Raw genomic sequence first — 24,575 nt, forward strand, 5'->3', positions numbered from 1 at the left:
CTTTCACTTCCTCTTTCTTCAGGAACTCCATGAACCCATCATCCCAGGCGACGCCGGCGTCGCTGCCCGAGAGAGTCTCTGTCCTGGTCACGGGTTACGGGCCCGTCGGCGCCGCCATCGCCTGCCTGCTCGGCCGCTACGGAGTGCATGCACTGGTCATCGACAAGGCCAGCGACATCCTGCTGCACCCGCGCGCGATCGCGCTGGACAACGAAGCGCTGCGCATCCTGCAGATGGTCGGCCTGGACGAGCAGGCCTTCGAACGGGTGGCCATTCCCGAGGTCCGCATGCATTCTCCCTATGTCGGACAGTTCGGGCGGGTGAACAGCACCGGGTCGATCGACGGCCACGCCAAGCTGGTGACGTTCTTCCAGCCGGACCTGGAAAGGGCCTTGCGCCGACAGCTTGGCGTCCTGCCTACCGTCCGGACCGCCGGTGGCGTCGAGCTGCTCGATTTCGTCGAGGAAGCTGGCGCGGTGCGGGCGCGGGTCCGGGATGCCTCGGGGGTCGAGCGCGAGATTCTGGCCGACTTCCTGGTGGGTGCCGACGGCGCCAACTCCTTCGTCCGCCGCAAGATCGGCCAGGACTTCGGTGGAGAGACCTACCCCGAGGACTGGCTGATCGTGGACGGCCGCAATGTCCCGAAACCCATCGATCACATCGAGTTCATCTGCGACCCGAACAGGCCGATTCCCCACATGCCGGCACCGGGCCAGCGCGAGCGCTGGGAATTCATGCTGGCACCGGGCGAAACCCGTGAGCAGATGGAGACCGACGAACGCATTGCCGGCCTGCTCGCGCCCTGGGGCCGCCTGGACCAGATCACCGTCGAGCGCCGGGCGGTCTACCGCTTTCATGCCCGCTGCTGCGACCAATTCCAGAAGGGCCGCGTCTTCCTCGCCGGCGACGCCGCGCACATCACGCCGCCCTTCGTGGGCCAAGGGCTGGTCGCTGGGCTGCGCGATGCCGCCAACCTGAGCTGGAAACTTGCAGCGGTGGTCCATGGCAGGGCTGAACCCGGCATCCTGTCGACCTACGACCAGGAACGCCGCCCGCACGCGCGCGCCATGATCGGCCTGGCCAAGCTGATGGGCCGCATGGTGATGCCGCGCAACGCCGTTGTCGCGCTGCTGACGCATGGCACCGTGCGGCTGCTGCGCCTGATCCCGCCGCTGAGGAACTTCATCGACGACCTGGGCATCAAGCCGAAGAACCAATTCGCCAAGGGACTGTTCGTGCGCGGTCGCGCCCGGCTGAAGCGCGGCGGCCAGATTCCCCAAGGCTGGATCCGGCGTTCCAATGGCGAAATCGGCCTGAGCGATGCCGCGCTGGACGGGGGCCTCACGCTCGTGGGCTTCGGCGTGGACCCTCAGACCCTGCTCGCTACCTCGCAGCGGCAAGCCTGGGAGGCGGCCGGCGGCCAGTACCTCCAGGCCTGCCATCGCAGCCAGTCGCTGCACCGTGGCCCCCATGCCGTCGAAGACCTCGATGGGGCGCTGATTCCGGGCGCCGCGCCCTTCGGCTGGATCGCCGTCGTGCGGCCTGATCGCGTCGTCCTGCACGATGGTCCATCCACGGATGCGATCCGCATCGTGGAGGAGTCGCTGTCGTTGCTGCGAGGCCGCGCCCCCCTGATTTCCCGCCAACCGCAGAGCCGGGGGGACTCCCACGCATGAAGCTCCTGAAATCCCCGGGGGCCGCCGGCATTGCGGCGCTCGCCATCATGTCCTCGCCTGCGCTGGCCCTGGACTTCGAAATCCCGATGGGAACCGGTGAAGGCATCGACGCCGTGCTCAATACCAGCATCACCGTCGGCGCCGGCATTCGCATGGAGGATCGCTCCTCGGATCTGGTCGGAAAGTCCAATCTCGATCCGCAGGCCTGCACCGGCCCCAACGGCGCTCATCAAAGCTGCCAGGGGCTGTTCAGGAATCAGGTTTTCCCTGCCCAGCGCCTGGTGGCCGCGCCCGGCGCGGCCTCGATCAACAACGACGACGGAAATCTCAACTATGGCAAGGGCGACCTCTTCTCCTCGCCCGCCAAGGTGACCAGCGACCTGACGCTTCGCTTCGGCTCGGTCAGCTTCTTCGCCCGCGCGCTGTATTTCTACGACTTCACCAACAACGACTTTCGCGAATATCACCCCAACCGCATCACGGCGCGCAATTACCTGGACGTGGGTCGCGAAGTCTCCACTGCCCCGCTGTCGGCTCCGGATCTGCCCACGCTGCTGCAGAATCCCTTCTCTCTCTTCACGGGCGTGATCGCCAGCCGCCCCTGGGCTCAGTACGGCCATGACGGCCGCCGCATCGTGTACGGTCCTGGCGGCGTGGTGCGCAATCGCCGCAGCGACGGAGAAACCCTGCGCCAGATCGGCTCGGACCTGCAGCTGATGGACGCGGTGGTGTTCGCGCAGATCCCGATGACGGACGACAAGGCCCTGACGCTGAAGCTGGGGCGCCAGACCGTGAACTGGGGGGAAAGCACCACCCTGGCGCTGAACAGCATCAATCAGGCCAACCCGATCAACGCCAACAACTTCTACCGTATCGGCCGCACCGTGGAAGAAGTCTTCACGCCGATCGGCATGGTCTTCGCCAGCTTCGAGCCGGCCGAGGGGGCGACGCTCGAGGCCTTCTACCAGCTGGAGTGGAAAGCTGTCGAAGCCCCGGCACCGGGCAGCTATTTCTCGGACCTCGACATTGGCACCCGCAATGCGGTTTCGTTCGTGAACATCAGTACAGGCGGCGTCGCCGAGGATGAGGGGCAGTTCGCGGTCCCGCTCGACTCGCCGCTGACCGGCCTGAGCAACTCGAGCTCGGCGTTGCGCCGCCTCAAGGACGCCGAGCCGGCCTCCGGCGGCCAGTTCGGCATCGCATTGAAGTACTACATGGAGTCCCTCGGCAATGGCGTGGAGGTGGGCGCCTACTACATGAACTACCACTCCCGCCTCCCCCTGGCGAGCTTCTACGCCGCGAACGCCAGTTGTGCCCGGCGGGAAGGCAACGATCTGGCAATCGACGCCCGTGATCTGGCGACCTTCCTCGCCACCTGCCCGGACATTCCCTTCCTGCATTCGCTGAGCCACCCGGGGGAGTCGGCGGAACACGCCACCGACAGCGCGGCGGCGCTCGACACCGCCCGTGTCCAGCTGGAGTATCCCGAGAACATCCATCTGGTTGGGCTCAGCTTCAACACCTCGATGGGTGACTATTCCTTCCAGGGCGAGGTCGCCTACCGCCCCAACCTGCCGCTGCAGGTCGACCTGCAGGACCTCGCCTTCGCCGCGCTGGGACCCACGCTGACCCGCTGCCACGACCGCCGCCTTGGCTGCCTGGGGTCCGCGGAACTGCTGAATGTGGGCATCGGCTACGATGCTGACGGCCACGCGACGAACTGGGGCTCGAGTGACTTCGTGGACGCCAGCGGCAACACCCCGTACCCGGACCTCATCAACGTCGGCATCGGGCACGTGCCGGGCTCCGCGCGCGCCTTCCCGAGCTTCGTGACCGCCTACCGGGGCGGCCAGGTGGGCGAAAACCCTCCCTGCGCCGCCGGACTTTCCGATGCCGACTATCACCGCGGCATGGACTGCCACATCCGCGGCTACGAACGCTTCGATGTCTACCAGTTCAACTTCGGCAGCACCCGCGTCTTCGGTCCGCAGGAAAACCCTTTCGCCGCCGACCAGATCATTTGGGTGACCGAATGGGGCGCCACCTGGGTGCCCGGCATTCCCTCGCTGGACGAGCTGCAGCTCGAGGCGCCCGGCACCTATTACCACGCCAGCGCCGGTGCCGACGGCTCCGGCGCCGACGGCTCGCGCCAGGCCTGCTCGCTCAACCCTGCCTGCTCCTACGGACCGGACGGCATCCGCTTCAACCCGCACCAGGAAGACCTCTCCGGCTTCGCGGACGAGTGGTCCTGGGGCTACCGCATGATCGGCTTGTTCAGCTACGAGAGCGTCCTGCCCTCGATCAGCCTTCGCCCGTCGATCGTCTGGTCTCACGATGTGCGTGGCACCTCGCCCGGACCGGCCGGCAACTTCGTGCAGGGACGCAAGCAGGTCGATCTGTCGCTCGAAACCCGCTACCAGGACGCGCTGTCGTTCACCGTCGGCTACAGCTGGTTCACCGGCGGCGGACGGTACAACCTGTACCGGGATCGGGACTACCTGCAGTTCTTCGCCCGATATCAGTTCTGACGATGGGGGCCGCTCGGCTGCCGGCGAATACGCGCTTCGCCGCGAAGGCCCGACTGGTGGTGTGTTGCCCCGGGAATGACAAGCTTGCCGGGCCCATTTCCTCCTCATTCCTGACATAATTATCAGACTAGAACCCGTGCCCCATACGAGCCTTTCCATGCCGAAGACATCCGCCCCGAAATCGAAGGCCGCCAAACCGGCCGCCGGGAAGAAAACCGAGGTTGTCGCCGAAAAGGAACCGCGCGGCGCGCGGCGCCGGCGTGAAACACGCACCAAGCTGCTGGATGCCGCCTTTCGCCTGATGGCCGAGCGCGGCATGGACGGCGTCGCCATCAACGAGATCACCGAGGAGGCGGACGTCGGATTCGGCTCGTTCTACAACCACTTCGAGTCCAAGGAAGCGATCTACGACGCCCTGATGAACACCGTGTTCGAGGACTTCGCCAAGCACCTCGACGAGCTGACGACGGGCATCGACGATTCGGCCGTCATGGTATCGCACTGCATCCGGTTCACGATCCTGCGCGCCCGCAAGGAGCCCACCTGGGGCAAGTTCCTGGTCCGGGAAGGCTACTCGGCCCGGGTACTCAGCCGCGGCTTGGGGCAGTTCCTCTTGCGCGACATCCTCAAGGGCGTCGCCAAGAAACGATTCAAATCGCCTGATCTGCTGATGAGCTTCGTCGGTGTTGGCAGCATGGTCTTGGGTGCCATTGCGGCCAATGCGGAGGCGAGTTCGCTTCGCGGCCCGCTGAGCGAGCAGCTGCGGAAGATGGGGCTTGAAACCGACAATATCCCTGAGCGCGCCGCGACCCTGGCCCTCGTTTCCCTGGGCATCCCGGAGCGCGAAGCGGCAGCCATCGCCCGGTTGCCATTGCCCTCGCCCTGAGGCCAGCAGCGCTCCCGGCCTCACGGAGGGCTTGGCGAAGGCGCCCCTCCGCAAGACGGAGCAGTGGACACCCCCCGGGGGCGGCCTACCGTCCAGCCGGGCCGCAGCGAACACACTCCGGATGGATCTCTCTCCCGCTCGAGCAGGGCGCAGCCTTCACCGGTTCTTTATTTGACATTAATATCAGTTACGATTAACTTGTCATGTCACTTCAAGAACCGCCCCCGCAGGGAGGACATCATGAGTTTCTCCGTCATGCCGAATCGCATCCTCACGACTGAGGAAATCACCCGCTACCACGAGGATGGCGTCGTGATGATCAAGGGCGCGATCGACCCCAACTGGGTGAAGCTGATCGAAGCCGGTGTCGAGCGCGCCCGCGACGAGATGTCGATGGTCGGACGCTTCATGTCGCGCAAGACCCGCGGCTACCAGATGGATATCTTCCTGTGGAAGCGCATCGACGAACTGCGCGACGCCATCTACTACGGCCCCTTTGCGCATTGGGCGCAGCAGTTGATGGGCTCCAACGAAGTGCGCTTCTTCTACGACCAGATGTTCGTGAAGGAGCCGGGTACCGACGCCCCGACACCCTGGCATCAGGATCTTTCCTTCTGGCCGATTCGGGGCGAGCAGATCACGTCGTTCTGGATTCCCCTGGATCCGGTCACGCGCGAGAGCAGCGGCCTGATGTACGTGCGGGGCTCCCATCGCTGGCCCCAGCGCTTCAAGGCGATCTCGCCGGACTACGTCGCCGCCATCATCGACGAGAAGATGGACGATATACCGGACATCAATGCCAACCCGGAGCGGTACGAATTGCTCGACTGGGTGATGGAGCCGGGCGACATCCTGATGTTCCACCCGCTGACGCTGCACGGCAGCCACGGCAACATGCACCGCACGCGGCGTAGGCGCGCACTGGCGCTGCGCTGGACGGGCGACGACGTGGTCTATGCCCCCACCCGCAAGCGCATGCCGATTCATTACCGCCACTCATCGACGGTAGGCGGGGGCCTGCAGGGTGCTGCCTTCCCGCGCATCCTGCCGGCACACGAGCCCACGGAGCGCTTGGCCAGGCGTCTGCCGGAAAGTCCGGCGTTCGGCCGGGTCCTGGCCTCGGGCTGGCACAACTTCATGTCCTCCATGACCATGAAGACGCGCGGCATACAAGCGCAACAGCTCAAGCAGACCTGGACTCAGCCCAAGGCACTCTCCGGAGACCCGGCCGGCTCCAGGGAACAGATCAGGTGAAGGGCAAAATCATCGTGGCGGCCGTGGCTGCGGCCTCCGGCCATTCCATATGGGGCCCGGCACGCTGATGCCCTGCGGCCCCGCGCTGCGGGCGCAACCACTGGGCCGGCGCCGGGACTGCCGCGCGCTGGACCGCCTGCATCGACGGCACGATCTCCTCCGGAGAAAGGGCGGCCGACGAGATCGGGGCCCGCCGCAGGGCATCTGAAGCCCGCAGCTAGCGGCGCGCTATGGCACCCATCCAGGCCTTGCCGCGGCCTGCTTCACCCAGGCCGTCATCTGCGCCTCGTCGAGCCGGTCGCCCTCGTGGAGGTCGATCCAGCGTGACTCGCCGCTGCGCTCGGTCGCGCCGGGCGGCGGCGGCTGCAACGCCGCGCCCTTGAAGAAGGTCACCTTCACGTAGCGCGTCAGCACGTGGAAGGACAGGAACCAGCCCTGCCCCTGGACACCGTAGAACGGCGAATTCCATTTCACCGCCTTGCGCACCCCCGGCACCGCCTTCACGATCAGCGCGTCCAGGCGCTTGCCCAGGGCGCTCTTCCAGCCCGGCATCGCGTCGATGTAGGCCTGCACCGGCGCGTCGCCGTCCGCCTTGGCGATCTGCGGATTGCCGCCCGACAGCAGCTTCACCGGCCCGGCCTGTTTCGCCGACGGCTTCGCCTTCTTCGCCGTTGCTGCGTTCTGCGCCGCCGCAGCCTTCACCAGCGCCTTGAAGGCCGCGGCGTCCGGCTTCTCGCCCTCGCGGATGTCGATCGCCCGGCGCGTGTTGCCCTCCAGGCTGGCATTGAACAGGCCCTTGGGATCCGGCAGGCTCGCGCCCTTGGCGAAGGTCAGCTTCACCACCTGCTTGTAGGACTCGCCGGTGCAGAGGATGCCGCCGTGGGACCACACCGGCGTGCCCATCCATTTCCACTCCTCGGCGACACCGGGCAGCGCTTCCAGGATCAGCTTGCGCATGCGGGCCAGGGCCTCGCCGCGCCAGCCGCCCAGTTCCGCGATCCGCCCGTCGATCAGCCGCGACGCGTCCGTGCCGGCGGCCTGGCCCGGCTTGAGCTTCATGTCACGGTTCGCGGCAGGCGCCGCGGCGGCCGCGCGGGCCTTCGGCTTCCTGACCGCAGGGGCATCCGCCTTCGCGGCGGACGCCTTCACGCTCCGTGCGGAGCGACCCTTCCCTGGTTTGGCTGCCACGATCCTTTCTCCTGCTGCCCGGGCCCGGCTGGCCCGCCATCCGGGCTGCAAGCCTAGCGCAGCAGGACCACTCCCGTTCCATCCGGCCCGCTCCTGCCATCCACGGCAGGCATCCGGGGCGGCCGTACCCTCGAAAAGCATGGCCGGCGCATGTTGACGGGCTTCGGGAGCGGTGATAATCGTCCAAGTCGGTCAGAACCCGGTAGACGCGAGCTTGCTCATCACCTTCGAAGACAGGGCATCGGATTCGCCGGTAGTCGACCGGGTGTGGCGCAGCCACAGCGACCGCGGCGGACCGTTCCAGTCCATGGCCAGTCCCAACTGGGGCATGGTCGTCACCCGCCTGCGCGGCGAGACTTTCCTGACCGTCCGGGGCCCTGAAACGATGGCCTCGATCGCCCAATGCCCCGCGGAAGGCGAATGGGTGGGCGTCCAGTTCAAGGTCGGCACCTGCATGCCCCTGCTCGCCACCGCCACCCGTCGCGACCGGAACGACCTGCAGCTTCCGGGCCTGTCCGGAAAGACCTTTGCCCTGGATGGCTCGGCCTGGGAATACCCCAGCTTCGACAACATCGACAGCTTCGTGAAACGGCTGGTCGGCCGCGGGCTGATCGTCACCGATCCGCACGTCCGGGCCGTCCTGCTGGACCAGCGGCAGGGGCTTTCAAGACGCACCGAGGAGCGGCGGTTCCGGAGGGTCACCGGCCTGACCCGGGTCGCCATCCGGCAGATCGAGCGGGCCCGCAGCGCAACCCTCCTGCTGCTGCAGGGACGGCCCGCGACAGACGTCGCCTACGAGCTGGGCTATGTCGACCAGGCCCACATGACCCGGTCCCTCGCCCGCTTCGTCGGCCAGACGCCGGGGCAGATCCATCGCGGCGGCGCGAGCCTGTCGCTTTTATACAATCCGGAAGATCGGTGATTGCGTAGCCTTTCCTCTGCAACGGGCCGGCGCGATGGAAGACCGATCGATCCCGATCGGAGCTCGCGCCGGACCCTCACCAGGGAATGACACATGACCATCGAGGCCCTCCCGGGTTCTTCGGGATGGATTTGGGCGGGACGCGCACTCAGCGTCCTGGCGATCGCCTTCCTGCTCCTGGACGCCGCCATGAAGCTGGTTCCCGCCGCCCCCGTCATGGAGGCGATGAAGGATCTCGGCTTCAATGGCGGCGTCGCGCTGGCCCGGGGCCTGGGGATGCTCCTGCTCTTCTGCACCCTGCTCTATGCCCATCCCAGGACGGCAGCGATCGGAGCCGTCCTGCTCACCGGCTACCTGGGCGGTGCCATCGCCGCCCATCTCCGCCTCGGCAACCCGCTCTTCTCCCACGTTCTCTTCGGCCTCTACGTGGGCCTTTTCGTCTGGGGCGGCCTGCTGATCCGCAATCCGCAGCTGCGTGCCCTGCTCCTGCCCGGAGCCCAGCCATGACCTTCCAGGCGTATCTCGACAACATCGAGGCCAAGACGGGCAAGAGCGCCGCCGACTTCAAGGCACTGGCCGCCCGCCAGGGTTTCATGGAAGACGGCCGGCTTCGAGCGGGCGTGAAGGCCGGGGACATCGTCAGGTGGCTCAAGGCCGACTTCGGCCTGGGCCATGGACACTCCATGGCGATTGTCGCCGTTCTCAAGGGACGCAGGGGCTGAGAACCGGCGCAGATCACAGGGACCCTGCCGTGACCGCCACCGACGAGGCCGCTGATGCCATCCGCTGAAACCCTGCGGCGATTCATTGAACGCGTGGAGCAGAACGCGCACGCCGAGGCCATCGAGGAGTTCTATGCGAGCCATGCATCGATGCGGGAGAACCAGGCCCCTCCGCGAGTCGGGCGCGATACCCTGATCGCCGCAGAGCGGAAGACCCTGGCCCGTGCGAGAGCCGTCCGCTCGAGATGCGTGAAACCGGTCTTCCAGAACGGTGACCGGGTGGTCATCCACTGGACCTTCGATTTCCAATGGCTGGATGGCGGCAGCAGCCATCTGGAAGAGCTGGCCTACCAGCGCTGGGAGGGAGAGCGGATCGTCGAGGAAACGTTCTTCTACGACCCGGCCCAGGGCATCGCGCGGCGCCACCCCGACGCCTGAGCCAGCATGGCCAGACAGGCCCGCTTGCGGCGTTGCGCCGCCGGCACTGCACCGCCGGACAGGCGCTTCAGAACTTCGGCTGGGCCGTCGCCGCCTTCTCGCACTGGTAGACGTAGCAGCCCACCTCGGTCTGGCCCGTCATCCTGTCGACCCGGTTGCCGCGCCATTGGAATGCCGCGGCATTGATGTCGCAGGCATAGCCCTCGCAGCGCTGTTCGCCTTGCCAGATCCTGATGGCGATCTTGCGGTTCTGCCAGCCCTTGTCCTCGCAGCTCCCCGAGGTTGTCGAAGAATTGTTGTAGTTCGTGCCGCTGGAGCCGCTGCTGTAGTTGCTTGAACTGTTGCCGCCGTGCGAGTTGGTCGTGTTGTAGGTGGACTGGCGGACGGAAACCGGCGAGCAGGACAACACGATGTCGGGCGTCCGGTCCGGAATCAGGTACTCATAGGCCGACGCCGGCATGTTCCCGACCTGGACCCTGCCCTTCACGTCGTAGATCCGCTTGGTCCCTTCATCGTAGTTCATGACCAGCTTCCTGCCGGAATCGAGTATCTGGAAACGTCCGTCCTGGGTGGACCCGGCCTGTTCCCCGCTGGTGATGGTCTGGGAGAAGCGCATCGAACCCGAGTCGAACGACACCTCCGACGTCACCCTCTCGCTATAGTCGAACTCCTCGCAGGCCTCCCGGGCCTCGGTGATCGAATAGCCTTCCTTCGCCCTGCCGCCGTTCTTCATCGCGTAGTAGTTGCCGACGGTATTCAGGAGCGACTGGGAGCGCGCGGTGCTGGAATCGAAGATCGCCGTGGATTCCGTGGTGACGGTGAGATCCGCCCGCGCCCCTTCGGACACCCGGATTTCCCGGCGCTGGCTCTTGCGGACCTCGCAGAGCCGCAGGTCCTCGGTATCGTCGGGCTCGGTGAAGGTATTCTCGTACGTCGTGCCGGCCAGCTGCAGGATGCTCTGGGAATGAGCGGGTCCTGCCGCCATGACGAGCAGGCCGGCCGCAAGCAGTCTGGCATTCATGTGGCGCATAGCTCCCTGGAGCCTCGTAGAAGATGGGCGCTTGCGCCTGGATGCAATCAATTCGACAACGTCGCGTCGACGGAGCAGTCCGACCCGCTGCCCGTCTGTGCACAGCTGCAGTTCGAATACTGGACACTGGTGGGCTTCCAGGCATACGGATAGTACTGGGGAAATCCGACCTGGGTGCTGGCCCACTGCTGGGCGCTGCTCTTGGCGCCCGCGCAGGCCCTGACGTCATTGTCGCCCGAGTAGGTGAACGTCTTCGTCTCGGAGTGCGCAAAGGCAGCGGTCGAAGCCAGTCCGATCACTACCGCCAGCAAAGCGTGCTTCATCATTTTCCCCAGGGCTCGGTTGCGGCAATCCGCGTGACATGACAGCAATGGACCCGGGGCACAGCCCCTGGCGTCCGCCGGCCATTCTGCCACCGGCAGGCGCCGCCAGACTACGGCCGCAGGACCCACCCGTTAAGGGGGTTGCAGCCGCCCCCCCGGATTGCGCGTTCCCGGCGGCGCCCCCCAAAAAAGGCCTGCCGCCGGCGCGGCACTCCCGCTCACGACCACCCCAGGAACGACAGTATCCCGCCGGCGATTCCCATCGCGACCGGAGGCGGCGCCATGCGGAAATGGACCCGTGGATTCCTGGCCGCCTCGCCGGCCAGGAAATACCCCCGCCACAGGACCCGCTCCTCCAGGACAGCCGCCGGCAGCATCGCCGCGGCCAGCCCGAAGGACACCAGGAAGTTGGTCGAGCGGCTCCATCCGGCGTGGCCCAGCAGCAACGCATGGAGGTATCCCGCGACCGCCGCGCTCGCCAGGAACAGGAGCGTGTACAGGAGCTTGCGCACGGCGAAAGCGTGCTAGCGCAGCAACTCCACCTTCACCCCCCGCAGCCGCTCCAGCGCCCGCTCCAGCGCCTCGACCTCCAGCGGCTTGTTCAGGTAGCCGCTGGCGTGGCCCTTGAAGGCCGCGTGCACGTCGCGGTCGTCGTCGGAGGAAGTCAGCATGATCACCGGCAGCCCCGCCATCGCGGAATCCGCGCGGATCGTCGCCAGCACCTCGGCCCCCTTCATGCCGGGCATGTTGACGTCCAGCAGCACCAGCGCCGGCAGGCCGCTTGCCGCCGCCGCGGCGCGCAGCTGCTCCAGCGCCTCCTCGCCCGACTCGCAGTGCAGCAGCGGATTCTTCACGCCGGCCTTCTGCAGGCCGCGCCTCACCGCAAAGAAATCGTCCGGGTTGTCGTCCACCACCAGGAAACTATGCTCGGGCATCTTGCTCTTGTTCATGGAGGTTCCTCTCCGGTAGCGTGAAGTGGAAGGTGGTGCCCTCTCCGGGCCGGGATTCGATCCAGATGCGGCCGCCGTGCAGCTGCACGATCTTCTGCACGATGGTCAGCCCCACGCCGGTGCCGCCGCCGTAGGCATCGCGCTTGTGCAGGCGCTCGAACAGCGAGAAAACGCGCGCATGATGCTCCGGCTTGATGCCGATGCCGTTGTCGCGCACGTAGAACACGCGGTCCAGGTTGATCACCTCGCAGCCGATCTCGATCCAGCGATCCGTCTTGTCGTTGTACTTGATGGCGTTGGTGATCAGGTTGCGGAACAGCTCGCCCACGCGGATGCGGTCGCAGTGGGCGCGCGGCAGCGGCCGCGGTATCCGCAGGTCCACCGCCTTCTCCTTCAGGCTGAAGTCCAGCGATTCCAGGATATCGTGCAGCACGGCGTTGAGGTCGGTGTCCTCGCGCGCCATGCCGCCGCGGCTCATGCGCGAGATATGCAGCAGTTCCGCGATCAGCGTCTCCATGCGCCGCGCCTGGTCGCGGATCTTCTGGATCATCAGGCGCCCCTCGTCGTCCAGGCGCTCGGCGTAGTCCTGCTGCAGGTATTGGGCGAAGCTGGCGATGCCGCGCAAGGGCTCCTTGAGATCGTGCGAGGCGGTGTAGGTGAAGTCGTCCAGCTCGCGGTTGGAGCGCTCCAGCTCCTCGCGCGCCTGCGCCAGGCGGGTGGCGTCCCAGTTGGCCCCGGCCATGCGCAGCGCCCGCCCGCGCTCGTCGCGCAGGATCGTCGCGCGGCACTGGATCACGCGGATGCGGCCGTCCGGCAGTCGGATGCGCACCTCGTCGAAGTAGTTCTCCTGCGTCCCCTCCAGCGCGGCGTGGATGCGCCGGGAGAACCCCTCGCGGTCCTCCGGGTGCACCAGCTTGAGCACCAGGGAGAACTTCAGCGCCTGCGGCTGCTGGCCCGGCGGCAGGAAGCTGCTGATCGCGTCGTCATACTCCAGCCGGTCCTCCTGGCAGTGCCAGACCCACACCGCGATGCGCGCGGAACTGGTGGCCACGCGATAACGCTCCTCCATGCGCGCCATCCGCTCCTGCTGGCGCCGCTGGTCGGTGAGATCCCAGACGATGCCGGCGATGCTCACCGCCTGGCCCAGGTGACCGCGCTCGGCCTTGCCGCGCGAGCTGATGTAGCGGACCTCGCCGTTGGGCCGCAGCACGCGATACTCGTCCTCGTAGTCGCTGCCGCCGAACTTCACGAAGCGCGTATAGCGCTCCACCACGCGCGGCCGGTCCTCCTCGTGCATGCAGGAAATGTAGTCCGCCATGCGGTCCGAGAAACGCTCGCCGTCCAGTCCCAGCACCGACTGGATGTGCCCGTCCACCTTCAGTTCCACCAGCGGATCGCTGGTGGACCAGGCCCCCAGGCCCGGCGAATCCAGGGCCAGCTGCAGGCGCTCCTGCGTGGCGCGCGCCAGCTTCAGCGCGCGATCGCGCCCGGAGAAGATCTGCAGGCCATGCAGCACGATGATGGTCAGCATCAGCGCCTGCCAGAGGTCCGCCGGGTAGAGCCCGCCGGCGGTGTAGTGCGCCCGCAGGAACAGCATCAGCGCCCCGCCGACGGCGCCGGCCAGCAGGGCCTCGACGTAGTGCCGGTACTGGTTGCGCAGGCCCAGGTCGGCGTAGGACAGGTAGAACACCAGCAGCGTCGGCATGCCCGGCAGCGGGTCGTGCGGCACGCCGATCACCATGGCGCAGAGATCGATGCCGATGATCGCGCGCTGCAGTCGCGGCGTCAGGCGCTGCCCGCCCGCCAGCACCATGATCAGCACCACCGCCAGGATGTAGATCACCATGGCGATGGCGATGCCCACCCGGTCCAGGAAGCCCGGCGCCAGGCCCAGCGCGCTGACATAGAAGAACAGCAGCCCGGCGAAGATCGCGCGGTAGAGGAACTGGGAGTAGTAGGCCAGCTGGCGCAGGGGCGGCTGCGCGCGCACGTGGCGCTCGCCGCGCGGGCGAACCTCCAGGCCAGCCGCCACCGCCATCCCGCACTCTCCTCTGTCGCCGGTCGAGGCGCCGGCGTAGAGGCCATCTTACGCAAAATCCGCCAGGAATCAGCGGTCTTGCGTCACAACTTGCAGCACTGCGCATTTGCGCGCCGCCCCGGGCGGACCTTAGTCTGGCGCCGAGCCCGCCGGCCACTCCGGCATCGGCGGCCGGGTGACGCCAGGAGCACAGGATGGACCCCAACCAGAATCCCCCCGCCCGGAGCGAACCCGGGCGCAAGAACACCGGCACCATCATCCTGTCCGTGCTCGCCCTGGCCCTGGCCCTGACCTGGGCCGTCTCCACGCTGTTCGAGATCGGCCTGCTCAAGTCGTTTGCCGCCGTGATCCTCGTCCTGTTCGGCATCCTGGTGGCGCTGTTCATGAGCGGCATCACCTGAGACGCGCACGGCCCCCCGCCGCCGGGCGCGGAAGGGCCGGATGTTCCCGCAAGGCTCCCGAGGAAAAGGCGGCCCGCAGCAGGCCGCCCAACGCCCTAGTGCGTCGCGCTTTCCAGGCTGTAGGCCAGGAAGCGGCTGCCGCGCGGCGTCACGCGCACCGCGCCGGCATCCAGCGAGATCAGGCTCAGTCCGCCCAGGGCCATCACGTCGTCCAGTTGCAGATCGTCCAGCGGCAGGGCGCCGGCATGGGAAATCTTCTCCAGCAGTTCAAGCTGGGGAGTGCCGAGGCGGATGGACCGGGTTTCCATGACGCGAACCTCCTATGGTGCACAGCAAGCGCCGGCCGGCAGGACAGCGGCCGCAGGAGGGTACGCCCGCCAGATGACATTTGCATGTCCCGGGCGGCAGGGTGCCTCCCGGGCAAGAAACGGGCCGGGGGCGCAGGACCGGCAGAATCCACCCGCCCGGGCGCCTCTGCTTTGGCGGCCGACAGACAGGCGTCTGAATGGAATGAAGATTTCAGCGAGCGCCGGCCCCGGATGCCGGTGGCCAGCGTCGCATGCGCCGGGGCCTGCGCCCTGATTCAGCCCTCGGCGCCTGCCGCCCGGCCCTCGCCGTCCGCCATCGCCGGCCGGCGGCAGGCGCCGAACAGGTCCTCCTTCACCTCGTAGGCCCGCGTCCTCACCGAGAACAGGCCCAGCATCGTCGAGAAGACATCGTCGTGCGTGCGCGGCAACGCCGCCGCCTGCCCGACGCAGCCCAGGTCCAGGCCCAGCGCCTGCGGCGCCCCGCGCGAGAACCAGGCCACCATCGGCACCTGCCGCTGCTCCTCCGGCGCCAGCTTCCAGGGCAGGCCGTGCAGGTAGGTGCCGTTCTCGCCCAGGCTCTCGCCGTGGTCCGACACATAGATCATCACCGAATCCATCCGCCCCTGCTGCGCCTCCAGCTTCGCCACCAGGTCGGACAGCACCTGGTCGATGTAGACGATCGTGTTGTCGTAGGCGTTGACCAGCTCCTCGCGCGTGCAGCGCTGCACGTTGGCATCGCGGCAGTCCGGCGTGAAGGCACGCGCCGACTCCGGATAGCGCTTGTAGTAGGCCGGCCCGTGGCTGCCCTTGGTGTGCAGCACCAGCAGCTTCGCCCCCACGCCGGGGAACTGCTGCGGCAGATCGCGCAGCAGGATGCCGTCGCGGCACTCGCCGTTCTCGCAGAGCAGCGGGTCCTCCGTCGCATCCAGCGACACCATGCCCACCCGCTTGCAGACGTTCTGGCAGCCTGAATCGTTGTCGAGCCAGCCGATCTTCACTCCGACGCGCTTGAGCAGGTCCACCAGGTTTTCCTGCTTCTCCTCCCGCCCGCGGCTGAAGACCCCGCGATCGTCGATGGAGAACATGCAGGGCACCGACTCCGCCGTATAGGTGCCGCAGGCGCTGACGTTGGGGAAGTTCACCAGGCCAGGGATCTTCGCCAGCCGCGGCGTCGTCTCGCGCCCGTAGCCATTGAGCTGGAAATTGGCCGCACGCGTGGTCTCGCCCACCACCAGCACCACCAGCAGCGGCCGGCTCGAAACCGCCGTGCTGCGCACCGCATCGGTCGCGATGGGCTGCGGCGGCAACCGCGGCCCCTTGGGCAGGATGTCCTGCACATAGCGCTTCACCGCGTGCAGCGGAAAGGTGGGGTTCACGTAGACGCGCACGTCGCGGTGAATGCGCCCCCAGATCATCAGCTCATGCTGGTGCGGCAGGAACACCCCGAGCAGCATCACGATCAGCGCCCCCACCAGCATCAAGCGCCGCAACAGCTCCGTCCCGGCACCTTCCCAGCGCAGCGGCCAGCGCATCACCAGCAGGGCCGGCAGCAGTCCCTGCAAGGCCACGTGCAGGAACAGGCTGAACTGCAGCAGGTCCCCCGCCTCGTGCCGGTCCGTGCGCGCCACGTTCACCAGCATGGAGCGGTCGATCACCGTGCCGAAGCGGTCCATGAAGTAGCTGCACACCGCCGCCGTCACCAGGAAGACCACCAGCGCCGGCTTCAACGTGCGCCGCCAGGCCAGCGGCGCCAGCGCCAGCCCCAGCAGCACCACCAGGGCCACCGCCACGCTGCCCATGATGCGCCACTCCTGCGGCCCCGCCGGGGCCGGCAGCGACGCCGCCACCGCACGGAAGAAAGACAGGTTCTGGGTCAGCGCCAGGTAGGCCACCACCAGCATCAGCAGCGTATTGGGTCCCACCGCCGGCAATCGCAGCCAGGCAAGCGGAAGAAACCGGGGCTGGGCAGGCGAATCCTGGCGGGCAGCGGTAGGAACAGCCTGCGACGGCGCAGGCTCGGACGGCGGGGGCATTCAGGCTCCGGCAACAGTACGGGAGCCTGAAAACTATCAATCGGACCGTCATCAGCCGGTTAGCGCAATGTCACCGCAATGTCACCGCCCGGCCGATGCCAGGGCGAGGTTCCCGGCGAGGCTGCCTGTGCGGAAAGCGGGGCAATGCTCCGCGCTATGTGAACGGGACGACGGGGCCCTCTGCAAGCGGGTCAGGCACTTCACTGAGGACCGAGGACGCTGGCTCGATATACAAACGAGTCAGGCGCTTTACTGAAGACTGAGGATTCTGGTCGATTAGCCTAGATTGGCGGGCAAAGTCTCGGCACTTCTGCCACTCTGTAACATCTGACTCGCCATCTGCATCGAGATTCGCCCCTGATCCAGTTCTTGCCGAATTGCGTCATCCAGTTGTGCTTTTAGCACACTGATGTCGGGTGGTGGACCGGGAGGAGCAAAACCGATCAGAGTGACATCCAGAGTCTTCTTGTAATAACGCCGCAGTGCCTTGAAGGTAATGAAAGCGCCCACGTGCGTACTTACATGGACATCCGATGGAACGATACGCCCATACCTCAGAGCCCGTGGCAAAACGCCGTCGAGGTAAGCGCTAAATGGATCGCGATAGACATAGATGATTTTTACTCGACGGCCAAACGCCAGTGCTGCATCGATCTTTCGTCGCGCTCCGCGAATGGATGCAAGGTTCCCGTCGTAAACAAAGCCTGATGATGGCGCAAGGGTTGACTTCCCTGCTCCGGTTCCTCCGGCCATGAAAACCAGCTCTTCGCCGGCATCTCCGGATGACTGCTCCAAGAGGACATGAAAGGCCGCTTCCTTGATGCGTGTGGAGGCGGCCTGAACAATCACCGAATTCCTGGTTCTATCCTTCGATGAAGCGGAATACTCTACAAAAATTTCCTTTGCAATATCTGCATTCAGATAGTAGGGATTCCCAGTCATATCGAGGGCCTTCTGCCGATACCGCTCGATGAAGGTCTCGATGTTTTCCCTAACCAAAGCGTCGAGATCCGCCGCTCTACCTAGAGGCTTTGCATAGCCATCTTCAGAATAGTCCGGTTCGCTGTCAGATATCACATCGGCATTCATATTGATTCGGATATGACACCGCCCAGTGATTGGCGTCACATACGCTCCATTCAGATACCTCAGTCAAAAAATAAACCCCGCCAAGTGCGGGGTTTCAGAACATCTTATCGACAGGTTTCAAATAACGGGAAGGATCATGCAAGCTCTTTTCATACTCGCGCATCCAGGCTTGCTCCTCTGGAGGGAATGGCCGCCCGGAGGCATCGAGGTAAGCACCATCTGCGGCCTTCTTCAACCGAGGAACCCACCATCGCCGCCCATCGGGCTCGACATTGACTCCTGTCTCTGGTTCATTGTTGTCCATGCCTGAATTATAGTCGTGTGACTGGCTTCATCTCAAATCCACACGGCCTTCCTCTAGTCGTTTTGTGGCAAGGACGGCTGAGGTCTCCCTCTCGCAAGTGCCTGCGAATAGATGAGGGGGGAGATTCTTCCATCCTCGTATTCAGCCTCAACGAGCTCGTTAAGCCTCGCCAGCAGTTTATCGTAGCTAGGCGGCAGTCCCTCCGGGATGATGCCTTCAATGCTAACGTCAGGCCTTCCCTTGTAGCGCCTGTTCAATGCTTTTATCGTTATCATCGATCCAATATGGGTGCTGGCATGGATATCAGTAGGAGCGATTCGCCCCATGCTCATTGCACGGGGAATCACGCCTTTAAGATAAGCATCCACAGGATCTCGGTATACGTACACGATCCTAACCTTACGACCAGAGCCCAACGCCGCATCAATGCCTGTGCGGGCTGACTTCACGGATGCCAAGTTGCCGTCATATACGATGCCAGCATGCGGAGCCGAGGTTGTCTTTCCGGCGCCGGTGCCGCCCGCCATGAATACGACAGTATCCGTCTCTGAAGTTACTGGCTGAGCCAGCGTATCCTTCCACGCCGCATTTTTTATCTCTGAAGCCCTGTTCTGGACCGCCATTGAGTTCCTAGTGCGAGAATCCCGAGACGCCGCATACTCGGGAAACAACTCCTTGGCCAGATCTGTACTGATGTAGTTGGAATTTCCGGTCAACTTAATTGCCATCGCCCGATATTGATTCAGCAAATCGGCCGCCTGATCTCCGCCGGCAATCTCGATGGCTTGCCCAGGACTTTGTGGCACTGGCGCATCCGTGGACGGAACATCGACGGCTGGTGCGGTTAAAGGCGGATTCTTGGATTTTCTGGAATCCACCGCCAACCTCACGGCGGAAAATGGCAACACGGACGCGCTTCCAATAAGCCCGGCATATCCAATGCGTGACAACGCGTCTTTCAAATTTATTTCTTCGTCCAGCACTCCTGCGTCGTAAGCCTCGATCAACGACTGGGAAACAGAACCCTCAGTTGCGGAAATCCCCATGGCAGCACCCACTCGCCCACCCTTCGAGCGAGCGAGACTCTGCATGCCTTTCGGCAACGCACCAGACGAGAGAATCTTCTTTGCAGGTAACGTCAGCAGTGCGGCGAGCGGCCTATTGAGAACAGATTGCGCGGCCACAACTGGCGCCGCGCGACGAAAAGCACCCTCAGATCCCAAGTCCTTGTCCATGCCATCTGCGACCAAACCTCCTGCCGCCGGCAGCATCATCGTAGTGGCTGCCAATCGAGGACTTCGCAAGGCAAGACCTACACCAACAGCAGGTACCATCTGGACACCTGCTGTTCCGAGATCATATGTGAATCCTGCAAGCGCTCCCCTTGGGCGATCGGCTTGTATGCGCTGATTCAGCTTGGCGAGTTCGCCGCGGGTCTCGTCTGCATAGCGCTGTGCCGCTTCATTCCGATGGTTGTAGAAGGTTGGCGACAACCTTCGCGCCATGTCCGAGACCGGAGCCCCGCTTGCAAAGCTGCGCGGCCCCGCAAGCGCCCGCGCAGTCAGCAGTGCTGGCGATGCCATTCCCATCGACAGCATCGAATCCAGAGACCCGGTGACTGCCTTTCCCGGCTCCGCGACTATCTGCTCGCCGAGGAACTTCATCTGGCCCAGCATGGCCAAGCCCGATAATCCGAGCCCTCGCAGCGTGGATCGTTCGCGGGATTCGTCCAGGCCACTTTTACCCAAGCTTTGGAATTTCCGCGCGATCCATGCATCGCCGCCGGGCGCCGTCTCTGGCACAGCATCTTGGCCCAAGGCATTCATGGCAGTCGATCTTCCCAGGTGCCACCCAGATACCCTGAACCAAAGTACCCATCTGATTCAGGCGGGTTCATGGAGAGGCCGAATCTCGGGAATGGCAACTGTTCTCGCCGTATCCTCCGCCGTTCTCCGATCGCTTCAAGGTGATCATCGAGGCTGGCCACATTCCACTGCCGCCTCTCGCTGGCGGTCAGGGAACCTGCTTGTTCGTCTTCCTGCGCCTGCAGGCGCAGGCCATATGCCTGCTGCCAACGCGCATCCTCCACCGCGGTGCGCTCGCGCCGCTCATTACGCTCCTCGTCCGCCCGCTGCAGCCGGTCCACGAAGTCGAAGCCGTTCATGAAGCCATCCATGAATCCGGCGGCGCGAAAGCCGCCGCGGCTCATCGGGCACCTCCCTGCAGCCCGCGCAAAGCGGTGGTCCGCGGCGCGGGGCTCTGGAGCAAACCCAGCACCCGGTCACGGCCTCCCGCCCGCTCGATGCCGACGGCCAGCATCGCCGCGCCGCGCAGGCGGTCGCGCAGGCGGCGCAGCGGGAGACGCAGCACCTCGTCGGTGTCGGCGGACGTGCGGCCGCGCGTCACCGGGGCGCGGTAGTCGTACTCGCTGCCGTCCGGGCGGCGGGCACGGATGTCCAGTTCCAGGATCACCGCGTCGCCGTCCAGGTAGGCCGCGACCAGGCGCTTGGCGGTGACGACGCCGCCGTCGCGCAGGCGCTCGCCCAGGCCCTGGCGCAGCTCGCGGGCGAACAGGCGGTTGGCAAAGGCGTACAGCTCCGCGCCCGTCAGGCCCGCCGTGTCGCCACCATCGTTGACGGCGGCGTCGTAGCGCAGCGCGGCGCGGCGGAACGCCGGGTCGTCGAACTGAGCGGCGAAGTCGCTGCGCAGGAACTCGGCGGCGCGTTGTGCTTTCGTGTCTTTCATGGGTTCTCCTTCAGAACAATGCGTCGATCAGCAGGCCGGCGCCGGCGCCGACCAGGGCACCGACGGGTCCTGCCGCCATGCCCAGCTTCGCGCCCACAGCGGCGGAGCCGAGCCCAACCGCCGCGCCGATGCCGGCACCGGTGCCCACCATCTGCGCACGCTGCTGGTCCTCCGCCGCCTTGAAGGCGCTGCGTGCGGCGTTCAGCGATTCCTCGCGGTTCGCCGCCGCGCCCCAGAGCTGGCCGGTCTCGTTCTTGGCGGCCATGGCCGTGCCGAGCAAACCGCTCATTGCCCACCTCCCAGGCCGTAGCGCGGAGCGCCGCCGGTCATGATCCGCGCATTGCGCTGGTCGAAGGCACGGTTGGCACGGTTGGCGGCGTTGGCGTCCGCCAGACCCTGGGCCAGGTCCTCCCGACGCGCCATGGCAGCCTGCTGCTGCGGCGACAAGGCCAGGCCCTGGCCCGCCAGGCGCTCGCGCAGCGCCTGGCCGCCCTGGCGGAAGCTGCGCGCCACCGCGTCGCGCGCAGACTGCACGCCGTTGGCGCGCAGTTCCGGGTTGTCGTACATCCAGGTCAGCCGGTCCTCGATCGGGCGGATGTGCTGCTTGTAGCGCTCGAAGTCGGCGCGTCGGATGGCGGCCTGCGTCTTGCTGGCGTAGTGCTTGTCGCGGCTGGAAATGCCCAGTGCGTTGCGATAGCTCGGCTGCGCATCGGGAGCCTCCAGGGAGGCGGGGATGGTGAACATGGAAACTCCTGGTCAGGGTGAATGAATGCGAAAATCCGGCCTCTCCCAAGGGGAGAGGCGACAAGGCAGAAGCAAGCGGCGCGGGCGAATCCGTCAGAACCCGTACCGCGAACCCGGCTGCAGCGACATCGTTCCGAAATCGGGCGTCATCGAACCGTCGGCAATCGCGTCGAAGCTGCCGTAGGTGGACAGCGACGAGGGCGAACCGCCGGCCGGCGTCGCCTTGCCCCGCAATCCATACGCCGCCGCCATGCCCGCCGCCGAGCCGATGGCGTCCTGCATCGCGGCGCGGCCCTGGAAGGCGTTCTGCGCATCGGCCAGCGAGCGGCGCTGCGCCAGGTCCGCCGCCTCCGACAGGCCCTGCAGCGCCTGCGTGCGCTCGCCGCGGCCGATATCGATCAGCGCCTGCAGGCCTTGGGCGTACTGGTCGTCGATCAGTGCGTCCAGGGCCGCCATGCCCTGGCCCAGGGCCTGCGCACGGTCGTTGGCGAAGCCGGCCAGGCCCATCGCATAGCGCCCGGAGCCGGGCGCCGCGCCGCTGCCGAAGAGCCGGCTCTCCAGGCCCTGCTGCGCGCGGCCGAAGGCCTGGGCGTAGTCGGTGGCGGCGGTGTCCAGCGCCTGGCGCCGGCGCGGCGCCACGTCCATCGTGTCCTCGAAAAAGCTCTGCTGCAGCGGCAGCCAGCGCTCGCGCCAGTCGTCGTAGGACTCGGCCGCGATGGCGGCCATCTCTTTCTGCTCGGCGGTCTCGCCGGGCGCCTTGGGTTTGCTTCCCATGTGATTCACTCCTGGATATCGAGTTGGTATTCCACCGCGCGCAGCCGCCAGCGCGGGTCCAGCAGGCGCTCGAAGCCGCGGCGGCGGGTGCGCAAGGCCAGCGTCGCCGCGCCCACGTCGCGGGCGATCTGCTCCAGTTGCGGCAGGTAGCGCGGCGTCAGGCCGCCGCCGGCGCCCTGCGCCAGCCACAGCAGCAACTCCGGGCGGCCGTTGTCCTCGCGCCGGTACTTCTTCAGCACCACGAAGCCCTCGGGGCAGGTGTAGAGCTGCGCGTGGCCGAAGCGGCACTCCGCGTAGACCTCCTCCGGCGTCTCGTCGTCTCCGGCGAGGATCGCGGCCACCGCGCCGCGGATGCGCGGCCATTCGCGGCGGATGTCGGCAGCTTGGAGTGCCATGCTCAGTACTCCAGCAGCAGCGCCGCCGCGGCTCCGGCGCCCGGCGTGTTGCCGGCGGGGCATCCGCCGCCGCCCGCGCCGTAGCCGGTGGCGGCGCCGCCGTTGGCATCCTTGCCGCCGCGCCCGCCAGCCCCCAGCGGCGTATCGGCGCCATCGCCGCCGTCATCATGGATGGTGAGCGCCAGCGTGGCGGAGAAGCCGCCGCGCCCGTTGCGCCCCGGCAGGCCGATCACGCCCGCGGCATGGTCGGCGCCCACCGCCGCACTGCCGCCACTGCCGCCCAGGCCCGCCGCCGTGCCGGCCGCGCCGGCACCGGCCACGATGCGCGCGTCGCCGGTCTCGGCCAGCAGCCAGGCCGTGGCCGCCGAGCCGCCGGGCGGGATGCGGTAGGCGATCACCTGGCCGGGGTTCACGCGCAGCGTGCCCTCGCACAGCGCACCGGCACCGCCGCCGCCACCGCCCGAGCGCGGCCCGCTGCCCTGACCCACCGCGCCGCTCGCGCCGGGGCCGATCAGGCGGAACCTCAGCGCGTACACGCCGGCCGGCACCGTCCAGTTCTTGGCGGCGGCGTTGCCGGCGTTGTCCGCGAACAGACGCGGGTAGGCGGCGAACTGCGTGATCTGCCCCTGCAGCTTGCCGACGATGGCCTGCAGCCCGTCGCCGGGCAGCACCGGCGCGTTCTGCGCCGCCAGCGCCGGCAGCGGCTCCACGAAGCGATACTTGAGCGTGGCCATCAGAACGCCCGGTAGTAGACGGCGATCTTGTCGCCCGCCACCAGCGCCGACACACCCGCGGTGGCCAGCCCGCCGGCGAAACCCAGGCGCGTCTTGCTGCTGGCGCCGCCGGTGTAGTTCACCGTGAAGTCGTCACCCTCGAACTGCGCGCCGGCACCGGCCACCGCCAGGCGCACCGAGTCCTGCGCCGCCACGTCCGGCAGGTCCACGTACTGGTTGGAGATGTCGGTGGGCGACAGCGTCACCGCCTGGCGCCGCGACTTCTTCGCCACCGTGGCGCCGCTGACCGGATCGCGCCGCGTGGTCTGGTCCTTCTCCGCCGGCGCGCTGTCGGTCTTCACGCGCAGCTGGCCGCTGCCGTTGCCGGGGTTGGTGGACTCCAGTCCGGAGAGCGCCGCAAGGTCCACCGACAGCGTGTTGCCCACCTTGGCCAGCATGTCGCCGGCCTCGATCGACAGTACCGACGGATACGCCACGAAGCTCAGAGGTGTGACGCCCACCGTGATCGGGTTCTCCGTGGTCAGGATCACCTGGTAGCCGGCGTACTGCGTGCCGTTGGTCACGGGGAAGTACGCGCCCTTGGACACCTCCGCGTCCTCGTCGAAGTCCGCGCGGCGCGCCAGCGTGTAGCTGCCGCCCACCACCTCCGCCACGTAGACGCCGTTCTCGGCCGGGGCCACCTGCGCCAGCAGGCCGATGGCGTCACCGTCCTGGATCGTGCGGCCGTCCACCAGCAGCGGCGTCGCGCCGGACAGCACCAGCGGCGCCATGGCCAGCACGTCCACCGCCTCCTTCGGGTCCTGCTTGCCGTTGATCACGTTCTGCACGTATTCCACGGTCACGTAGTCCTTCTCGGCGCTGGGCATCGGCAGCGCCGCCGCGGCCTTGGGCTGCGCCTGCAGCTCCAGCTCGTTCGCCGAGGTCAGCTTGAGGATGTCGATGTCCGCCGTGTTGGCCGCGTTGCGGCCACGCAGCATCTCGTTGTTGTCCAGGCGGATCTTGGCGCCGTTGACGGCGTTGTCCTCGATGAACTTCCGCTTCAGTTGCGACATGGTTGCTCCTTGTGTGTGAGGGGTTGTTGGGGTCAGGTTTG

28 protein-coding genes and 2 pseudogenes are annotated in these 24,575 nt (G+C 66.5%); 10 read left to right on the forward strand and 20 right to left on the reverse strand.

The features are described from left to right. The first annotated feature begins 29 nt into the window (after window positions 1-29). The 5 genes and pseudogenes from C3942_RS07285 to C3942_RS22920 form a co-directional block, all read left to right on the forward strand. Window positions 30-1,676 carry a bifunctional 3-(3-hydroxy-phenyl)propionate/3-hydroxycinnamic acid hydroxylase gene (locus tag C3942_RS07285; RefSeq protein WP_104229717.1) on the forward strand — a complete coding sequence of 549 codons (1,647 nt, stop codon included), beginning with the start codon at window positions 30-32 and terminating at the stop codon, window positions 1,674-1,676. Further along, a complete protein-coding gene (locus tag C3942_RS07290; RefSeq protein WP_104229718.1) occupies window positions 1,673-4,204 on the forward strand; it encodes a DUF1302 domain-containing protein in 2,532 nt (843 codons plus the stop codon). Before C3942_RS07285 ends, C3942_RS07290 begins: the two co-directional genes overlap by 4 nt. 157 nt (window positions 4,205-4,361) lie before the next feature. After that, entirely contained in the window at window positions 4,362-5,090 is a 729-nt protein-coding gene (locus C3942_RS07295) for a TetR/AcrR family transcriptional regulator (protein ID WP_104229719.1), read from the forward strand. Window positions 5,091-5,330: 240 nt separating this feature from the next. After that, window positions 5,331-6,344 carry a phytanoyl-CoA dioxygenase family protein gene (locus C3942_RS07300; protein WP_104229720.1) on the forward strand — a complete coding sequence of 338 codons (1,014 nt, stop codon included), beginning with the start codon at window positions 5,331-5,333 and terminating at the stop codon, window positions 6,342-6,344. A gap of 89 nt (window positions 6,345-6,433) precedes the next feature. Beyond that, window positions 6,434-6,565: pseudogene (locus tag C3942_RS22920) on the forward strand (FAD-dependent oxidoreductase); the annotation flags it as partial. 7 nt (window positions 6,566-6,572) lie between these two features. Here C3942_RS22920 and C3942_RS22925 read toward each other — a convergent pair. Continuing rightward, window positions 6,573-6,896 (reverse strand): DUF1801 domain-containing protein, encoded by a 324-nt coding sequence (locus C3942_RS22925; RefSeq protein WP_366516600.1) that lies wholly within the window; start codon window positions 6,894-6,896, stop codon window positions 6,573-6,575. 108 nt (window positions 6,897-7,004) lie between these two features. Further along, window positions 7,005-7,403, reverse strand: a pseudogene (locus C3942_RS22930) (DUF1801 domain-containing protein); the annotation flags it as partial. Between the two features lie 343 nt (window positions 7,404-7,746). Between C3942_RS22930 and C3942_RS07310 the strand changes: the two are divergent. From C3942_RS07310 to C3942_RS07325, 4 genes are all read left to right on the forward strand, one after another. Next, a complete protein-coding gene (locus C3942_RS07310; protein WP_133164250.1) occupies window positions 7,747-8,454 on the forward strand; it encodes a helix-turn-helix domain-containing protein in 708 nt (235 codons plus the stop codon). A 93-nt stretch (window positions 8,455-8,547) separates the two neighbouring features. Continuing rightward, complete coding sequence (locus C3942_RS07315; protein ID WP_207766008.1) at window positions 8,548-8,961, forward strand: DoxX family protein; 414 nt, start codon at window positions 8,548-8,550, stop codon at window positions 8,959-8,961. Further along, window positions 8,958-9,176 carry a DUF4287 domain-containing protein gene (locus tag C3942_RS07320; protein ID WP_104229722.1) on the forward strand — a complete coding sequence of 73 codons (219 nt, stop codon included), beginning with the start codon at window positions 8,958-8,960 and terminating at the stop codon, window positions 9,174-9,176. The genes C3942_RS07315 and C3942_RS07320 overlap by 4 nt, the downstream gene beginning before the upstream one ends. A gap of 54 nt (window positions 9,177-9,230) precedes the next feature. Further along, window positions 9,231-9,614, forward strand: coding sequence for a nuclear transport factor 2 family protein (locus C3942_RS07325; protein ID WP_104229723.1), 384 nt, complete (start codon window positions 9,231-9,233; stop codon window positions 9,612-9,614). A gap of 67 nt (window positions 9,615-9,681) precedes the next feature. On the opposite strand, the gene C3942_RS07330 is transcribed toward C3942_RS07325, so the two are convergent. The 5 genes from C3942_RS07330 to C3942_RS07350 form a co-directional block, all read right to left on the reverse strand. Next, window positions 9,682-10,635: a hypothetical protein gene (locus tag C3942_RS07330; RefSeq protein WP_133164251.1), complete on the reverse strand. Its 954-nt coding sequence runs from the start codon at window positions 10,633-10,635 to the stop codon at window positions 9,682-9,684. Window positions 10,636-10,691: 56 nt separating this feature from the next. Next, window positions 10,692-10,967: a hypothetical protein gene (locus tag C3942_RS07335; protein ID WP_133164252.1), complete on the reverse strand. Its 276-nt coding sequence runs from the start codon at window positions 10,965-10,967 to the stop codon at window positions 10,692-10,694. A 218-nt stretch (window positions 10,968-11,185) separates the two neighbouring features. Further along, on the reverse strand, window positions 11,186-11,479 hold the full coding sequence (locus C3942_RS07340; protein ID WP_104229726.1) for a hypothetical protein: 294 nt from the start codon (window positions 11,477-11,479) through the stop codon (window positions 11,186-11,188). 12 nt (window positions 11,480-11,491) lie between these two features. Then, window positions 11,492-11,917 carry a response regulator gene (locus tag C3942_RS07345; protein ID WP_104229727.1) on the reverse strand — a complete coding sequence of 142 codons (426 nt, stop codon included), beginning with the start codon at window positions 11,915-11,917 and terminating at the stop codon, window positions 11,492-11,494. Next, window positions 11,889-13,955 carry a PAS domain-containing sensor histidine kinase gene (locus tag C3942_RS07350; RefSeq protein ID WP_104229728.1) on the reverse strand — a complete coding sequence of 689 codons (2,067 nt, stop codon included), beginning with the start codon at window positions 13,953-13,955 and terminating at the stop codon, window positions 11,889-11,891. Before C3942_RS07350 ends, C3942_RS07345 begins: the two co-directional genes overlap by 29 nt. A gap of 194 nt (window positions 13,956-14,149) precedes the next feature. On the opposite strand from C3942_RS07350, the gene C3942_RS07355 reads away from it, so the two are divergent. After that, window positions 14,150-14,356, forward strand: a complete 207-nt coding sequence (locus C3942_RS07355; protein ID WP_104229729.1) for a hypothetical protein — start codon at window positions 14,150-14,152, stop codon at window positions 14,354-14,356. Window positions 14,357-14,451: 95 nt separating this feature from the next. Here C3942_RS07355 and C3942_RS07360 read toward each other — a convergent pair whose 3' ends face one another. The 13 genes from C3942_RS07360 to C3942_RS07405 form a co-directional block, all read right to left on the reverse strand. Continuing rightward, window positions 14,452-14,664, reverse strand: a complete 213-nt coding sequence (locus tag C3942_RS07360) for a hypothetical protein (RefSeq protein WP_104229730.1) — start codon at window positions 14,662-14,664, stop codon at window positions 14,452-14,454. A gap of 275 nt (window positions 14,665-14,939) precedes the next feature. Beyond that, window positions 14,940-16,586 carry a phosphoethanolamine transferase gene (locus C3942_RS07365; protein ID WP_165797367.1) on the reverse strand — a complete coding sequence of 549 codons (1,647 nt, stop codon included), beginning with the start codon at window positions 16,584-16,586 and terminating at the stop codon, window positions 14,940-14,942. A gap of 387 nt (window positions 16,587-16,973) precedes the next feature. After that, a complete protein-coding gene (locus C3942_RS21995) occupies window positions 16,974-17,786 on the reverse strand; it encodes a zeta toxin family protein (protein ID WP_133164253.1) in 813 nt (270 codons plus the stop codon). A gap of 94 nt (window positions 17,787-17,880) precedes the next feature. Then, window positions 17,881-18,090 carry a hypothetical protein gene (locus C3942_RS22000; RefSeq protein ID WP_133164254.1) on the reverse strand — a complete coding sequence of 70 codons (210 nt, stop codon included), beginning with the start codon at window positions 18,088-18,090 and terminating at the stop codon, window positions 17,881-17,883. A gap of 53 nt (window positions 18,091-18,143) precedes the next feature. After that, complete coding sequence (locus C3942_RS22005) at window positions 18,144-19,916, reverse strand: DEAD/DEAH box helicase family protein (protein ID WP_133164255.1); 1,773 nt, start codon at window positions 19,914-19,916, stop codon at window positions 18,144-18,146. After that, window positions 19,913-20,299: a hypothetical protein gene (locus tag C3942_RS07370; RefSeq protein WP_104229732.1), complete on the reverse strand. Its 387-nt coding sequence runs from the start codon at window positions 20,297-20,299 to the stop codon at window positions 19,913-19,915. Before C3942_RS07370 ends, C3942_RS22005 begins: the two co-directional genes overlap by 4 nt. Then, complete coding sequence (locus C3942_RS07375) at window positions 20,296-20,835, reverse strand: hypothetical protein (RefSeq protein WP_104229733.1); 540 nt, start codon at window positions 20,833-20,835, stop codon at window positions 20,296-20,298. Before C3942_RS07375 ends, C3942_RS07370 begins: the two co-directional genes overlap by 4 nt. Before the next feature lie 10 nt (window positions 20,836-20,845). After that, window positions 20,846-21,124, reverse strand: a complete 279-nt coding sequence (locus tag C3942_RS07380) for a bacteriocin (protein ID WP_104229734.1) — start codon at window positions 21,122-21,124, stop codon at window positions 20,846-20,848. Then, window positions 21,121-21,579, reverse strand: a complete 459-nt coding sequence (locus C3942_RS07385) for a hypothetical protein (RefSeq protein WP_104229735.1) — start codon at window positions 21,577-21,579, stop codon at window positions 21,121-21,123. The genes C3942_RS07380 and C3942_RS07385 overlap by 4 nt, the downstream gene beginning before the upstream one ends. A gap of 93 nt (window positions 21,580-21,672) precedes the next feature. Continuing rightward, entirely contained in the window at window positions 21,673-22,353 is a 681-nt protein-coding gene (locus C3942_RS07390; RefSeq protein ID WP_104229736.1) for a hypothetical protein, read from the reverse strand. Window positions 22,354-22,358: 5 nt separating this feature from the next. Then, window positions 22,359-22,748 (reverse strand): hypothetical protein, encoded by a 390-nt coding sequence (locus tag C3942_RS07395; RefSeq protein WP_104229737.1) that lies wholly within the window; start codon window positions 22,746-22,748, stop codon window positions 22,359-22,361. 2 nt (window positions 22,749-22,750) lie between these two features. After that, on the reverse strand, window positions 22,751-23,482 hold the full coding sequence (locus C3942_RS07400; protein ID WP_104229738.1) for a hypothetical protein: 732 nt from the start codon (window positions 23,480-23,482) through the stop codon (window positions 22,751-22,753). Beyond that, window positions 23,482-24,534: a hypothetical protein gene (locus C3942_RS07405; RefSeq protein ID WP_104229739.1), complete on the reverse strand. Its 1,053-nt coding sequence runs from the start codon at window positions 24,532-24,534 to the stop codon at window positions 23,482-23,484. Before C3942_RS07405 ends, C3942_RS07400 begins: the two co-directional genes overlap by 1 nt. Between the last annotated feature and the right edge of the window lie 41 nt (window positions 24,535-24,575).

Source organism: Solimonas fluminis (genome assembly GCF_002930645.1).
Taxonomy (GTDB): domain Bacteria; phylum Pseudomonadota; class Gammaproteobacteria; order Nevskiales; family Nevskiaceae; genus Solimonas_A; species Solimonas_A fluminis.

Bases quoted from the DNA above. Each gene is read 5' to 3' on its own strand.
- C3942_RS07285 (WP_104229717.1), top strand. From the start codon at position 30: ATGAACCCATCATCCCAGGCGACGCCGGCGTCGCTGCCCGAGAGAGTC.
- C3942_RS07290 (WP_104229718.1), top strand. From the start codon at position 1,673: ATGAAGCTCCTGAAATCCCCGGGGGCCGCCGGCATTGCGGCGCTCGCC.
- C3942_RS07295 (WP_104229719.1), top strand. From the start codon at position 4,362: ATGCCGAAGACATCCGCCCCGAAATCGAAGGCCGCCAAACCGGCCGCC.
- C3942_RS07300 (WP_104229720.1), top strand. From the start codon at position 5,331: ATGAGTTTCTCCGTCATGCCGAATCGCATCCTCACGACTGAGGAAATC.
- C3942_RS22925 (WP_366516600.1), bottom strand. From the start codon at position 6,896: ATGCCGGGCTGGAAGAGCGCCCTGGGCAAGCGCCTGGACGCGCTGATC.
- C3942_RS07315 (WP_207766008.1), top strand. From the start codon at position 8,548: ATGACCATCGAGGCCCTCCCGGGTTCTTCGGGATGGATTTGGGCGGGA.
- C3942_RS07320 (WP_104229722.1), top strand. From the start codon at position 8,958: ATGACCTTCCAGGCGTATCTCGACAACATCGAGGCCAAGACGGGCAAG.
- C3942_RS07325 (WP_104229723.1), top strand. From the start codon at position 9,231: ATGCCATCCGCTGAAACCCTGCGGCGATTCATTGAACGCGTGGAGCAG.
- C3942_RS07330 (WP_133164251.1), bottom strand. From the start codon at position 10,635: ATGAATGCCAGACTGCTTGCGGCCGGCCTGCTCGTCATGGCGGCAGGA.
- C3942_RS07335 (WP_133164252.1), bottom strand. From the start codon at position 10,967: ATGAAGCACGCTTTGCTGGCGGTAGTGATCGGACTGGCTTCGACCGCT.
- C3942_RS07345 (WP_104229727.1), bottom strand. From the start codon at position 11,917: ATGAACAAGAGCAAGATGCCCGAGCATAGTTTCCTGGTGGTGGACGAC.
- C3942_RS07350 (WP_104229728.1), bottom strand. From the start codon at position 13,955: ATGGCGGTGGCGGCTGGCCTGGAGGTTCGCCCGCGCGGCGAGCGCCAC.
- C3942_RS07355 (WP_104229729.1), top strand. From the start codon at position 14,150: ATGGACCCCAACCAGAATCCCCCCGCCCGGAGCGAACCCGGGCGCAAG.
- C3942_RS07360 (WP_104229730.1), bottom strand. From the start codon at position 14,664: ATGGAAACCCGGTCCATCCGCCTCGGCACTCCCCAGCTTGAACTGCTG.
- C3942_RS21995 (WP_133164253.1), bottom strand. From the start codon at position 17,786: ATGAATGCCGATGTGATATCTGACAGCGAACCGGACTATTCTGAAGAT.
- C3942_RS22000 (WP_133164254.1), bottom strand. From the start codon at position 18,090: ATGGACAACAATGAACCAGAGACAGGAGTCAATGTCGAGCCCGATGGG.
- C3942_RS22005 (WP_133164255.1), bottom strand. From the start codon at position 19,916: ATGAATGCCTTGGGCCAAGATGCTGTGCCAGAGACGGCGCCCGGCGGC.
- C3942_RS07370 (WP_104229732.1), bottom strand. From the start codon at position 20,299: ATGAGCCGCGGCGGCTTTCGCGCCGCCGGATTCATGGATGGCTTCATG.
- C3942_RS07375 (WP_104229733.1), bottom strand. From the start codon at position 20,835: ATGAAAGACACGAAAGCACAACGCGCCGCCGAGTTCCTGCGCAGCGAC.
- C3942_RS07380 (WP_104229734.1), bottom strand. From the start codon at position 21,124: ATGAGCGGTTTGCTCGGCACGGCCATGGCCGCCAAGAACGAGACCGGC.
- C3942_RS07385 (WP_104229735.1), bottom strand. From the start codon at position 21,579: ATGTTCACCATCCCCGCCTCCCTGGAGGCTCCCGATGCGCAGCCGAGC.
- C3942_RS07390 (WP_104229736.1), bottom strand. From the start codon at position 22,353: ATGGGAAGCAAACCCAAGGCGCCCGGCGAGACCGCCGAGCAGAAAGAG.
- C3942_RS07395 (WP_104229737.1), bottom strand. From the start codon at position 22,748: ATGGCACTCCAAGCTGCCGACATCCGCCGCGAATGGCCGCGCATCCGC.
- C3942_RS07400 (WP_104229738.1), bottom strand. From the start codon at position 23,482: ATGGCCACGCTCAAGTATCGCTTCGTGGAGCCGCTGCCGGCGCTGGCG.
- C3942_RS07405 (WP_104229739.1), bottom strand. From the start codon at position 24,534: ATGTCGCAACTGAAGCGGAAGTTCATCGAGGACAACGCCGTCAACGGC.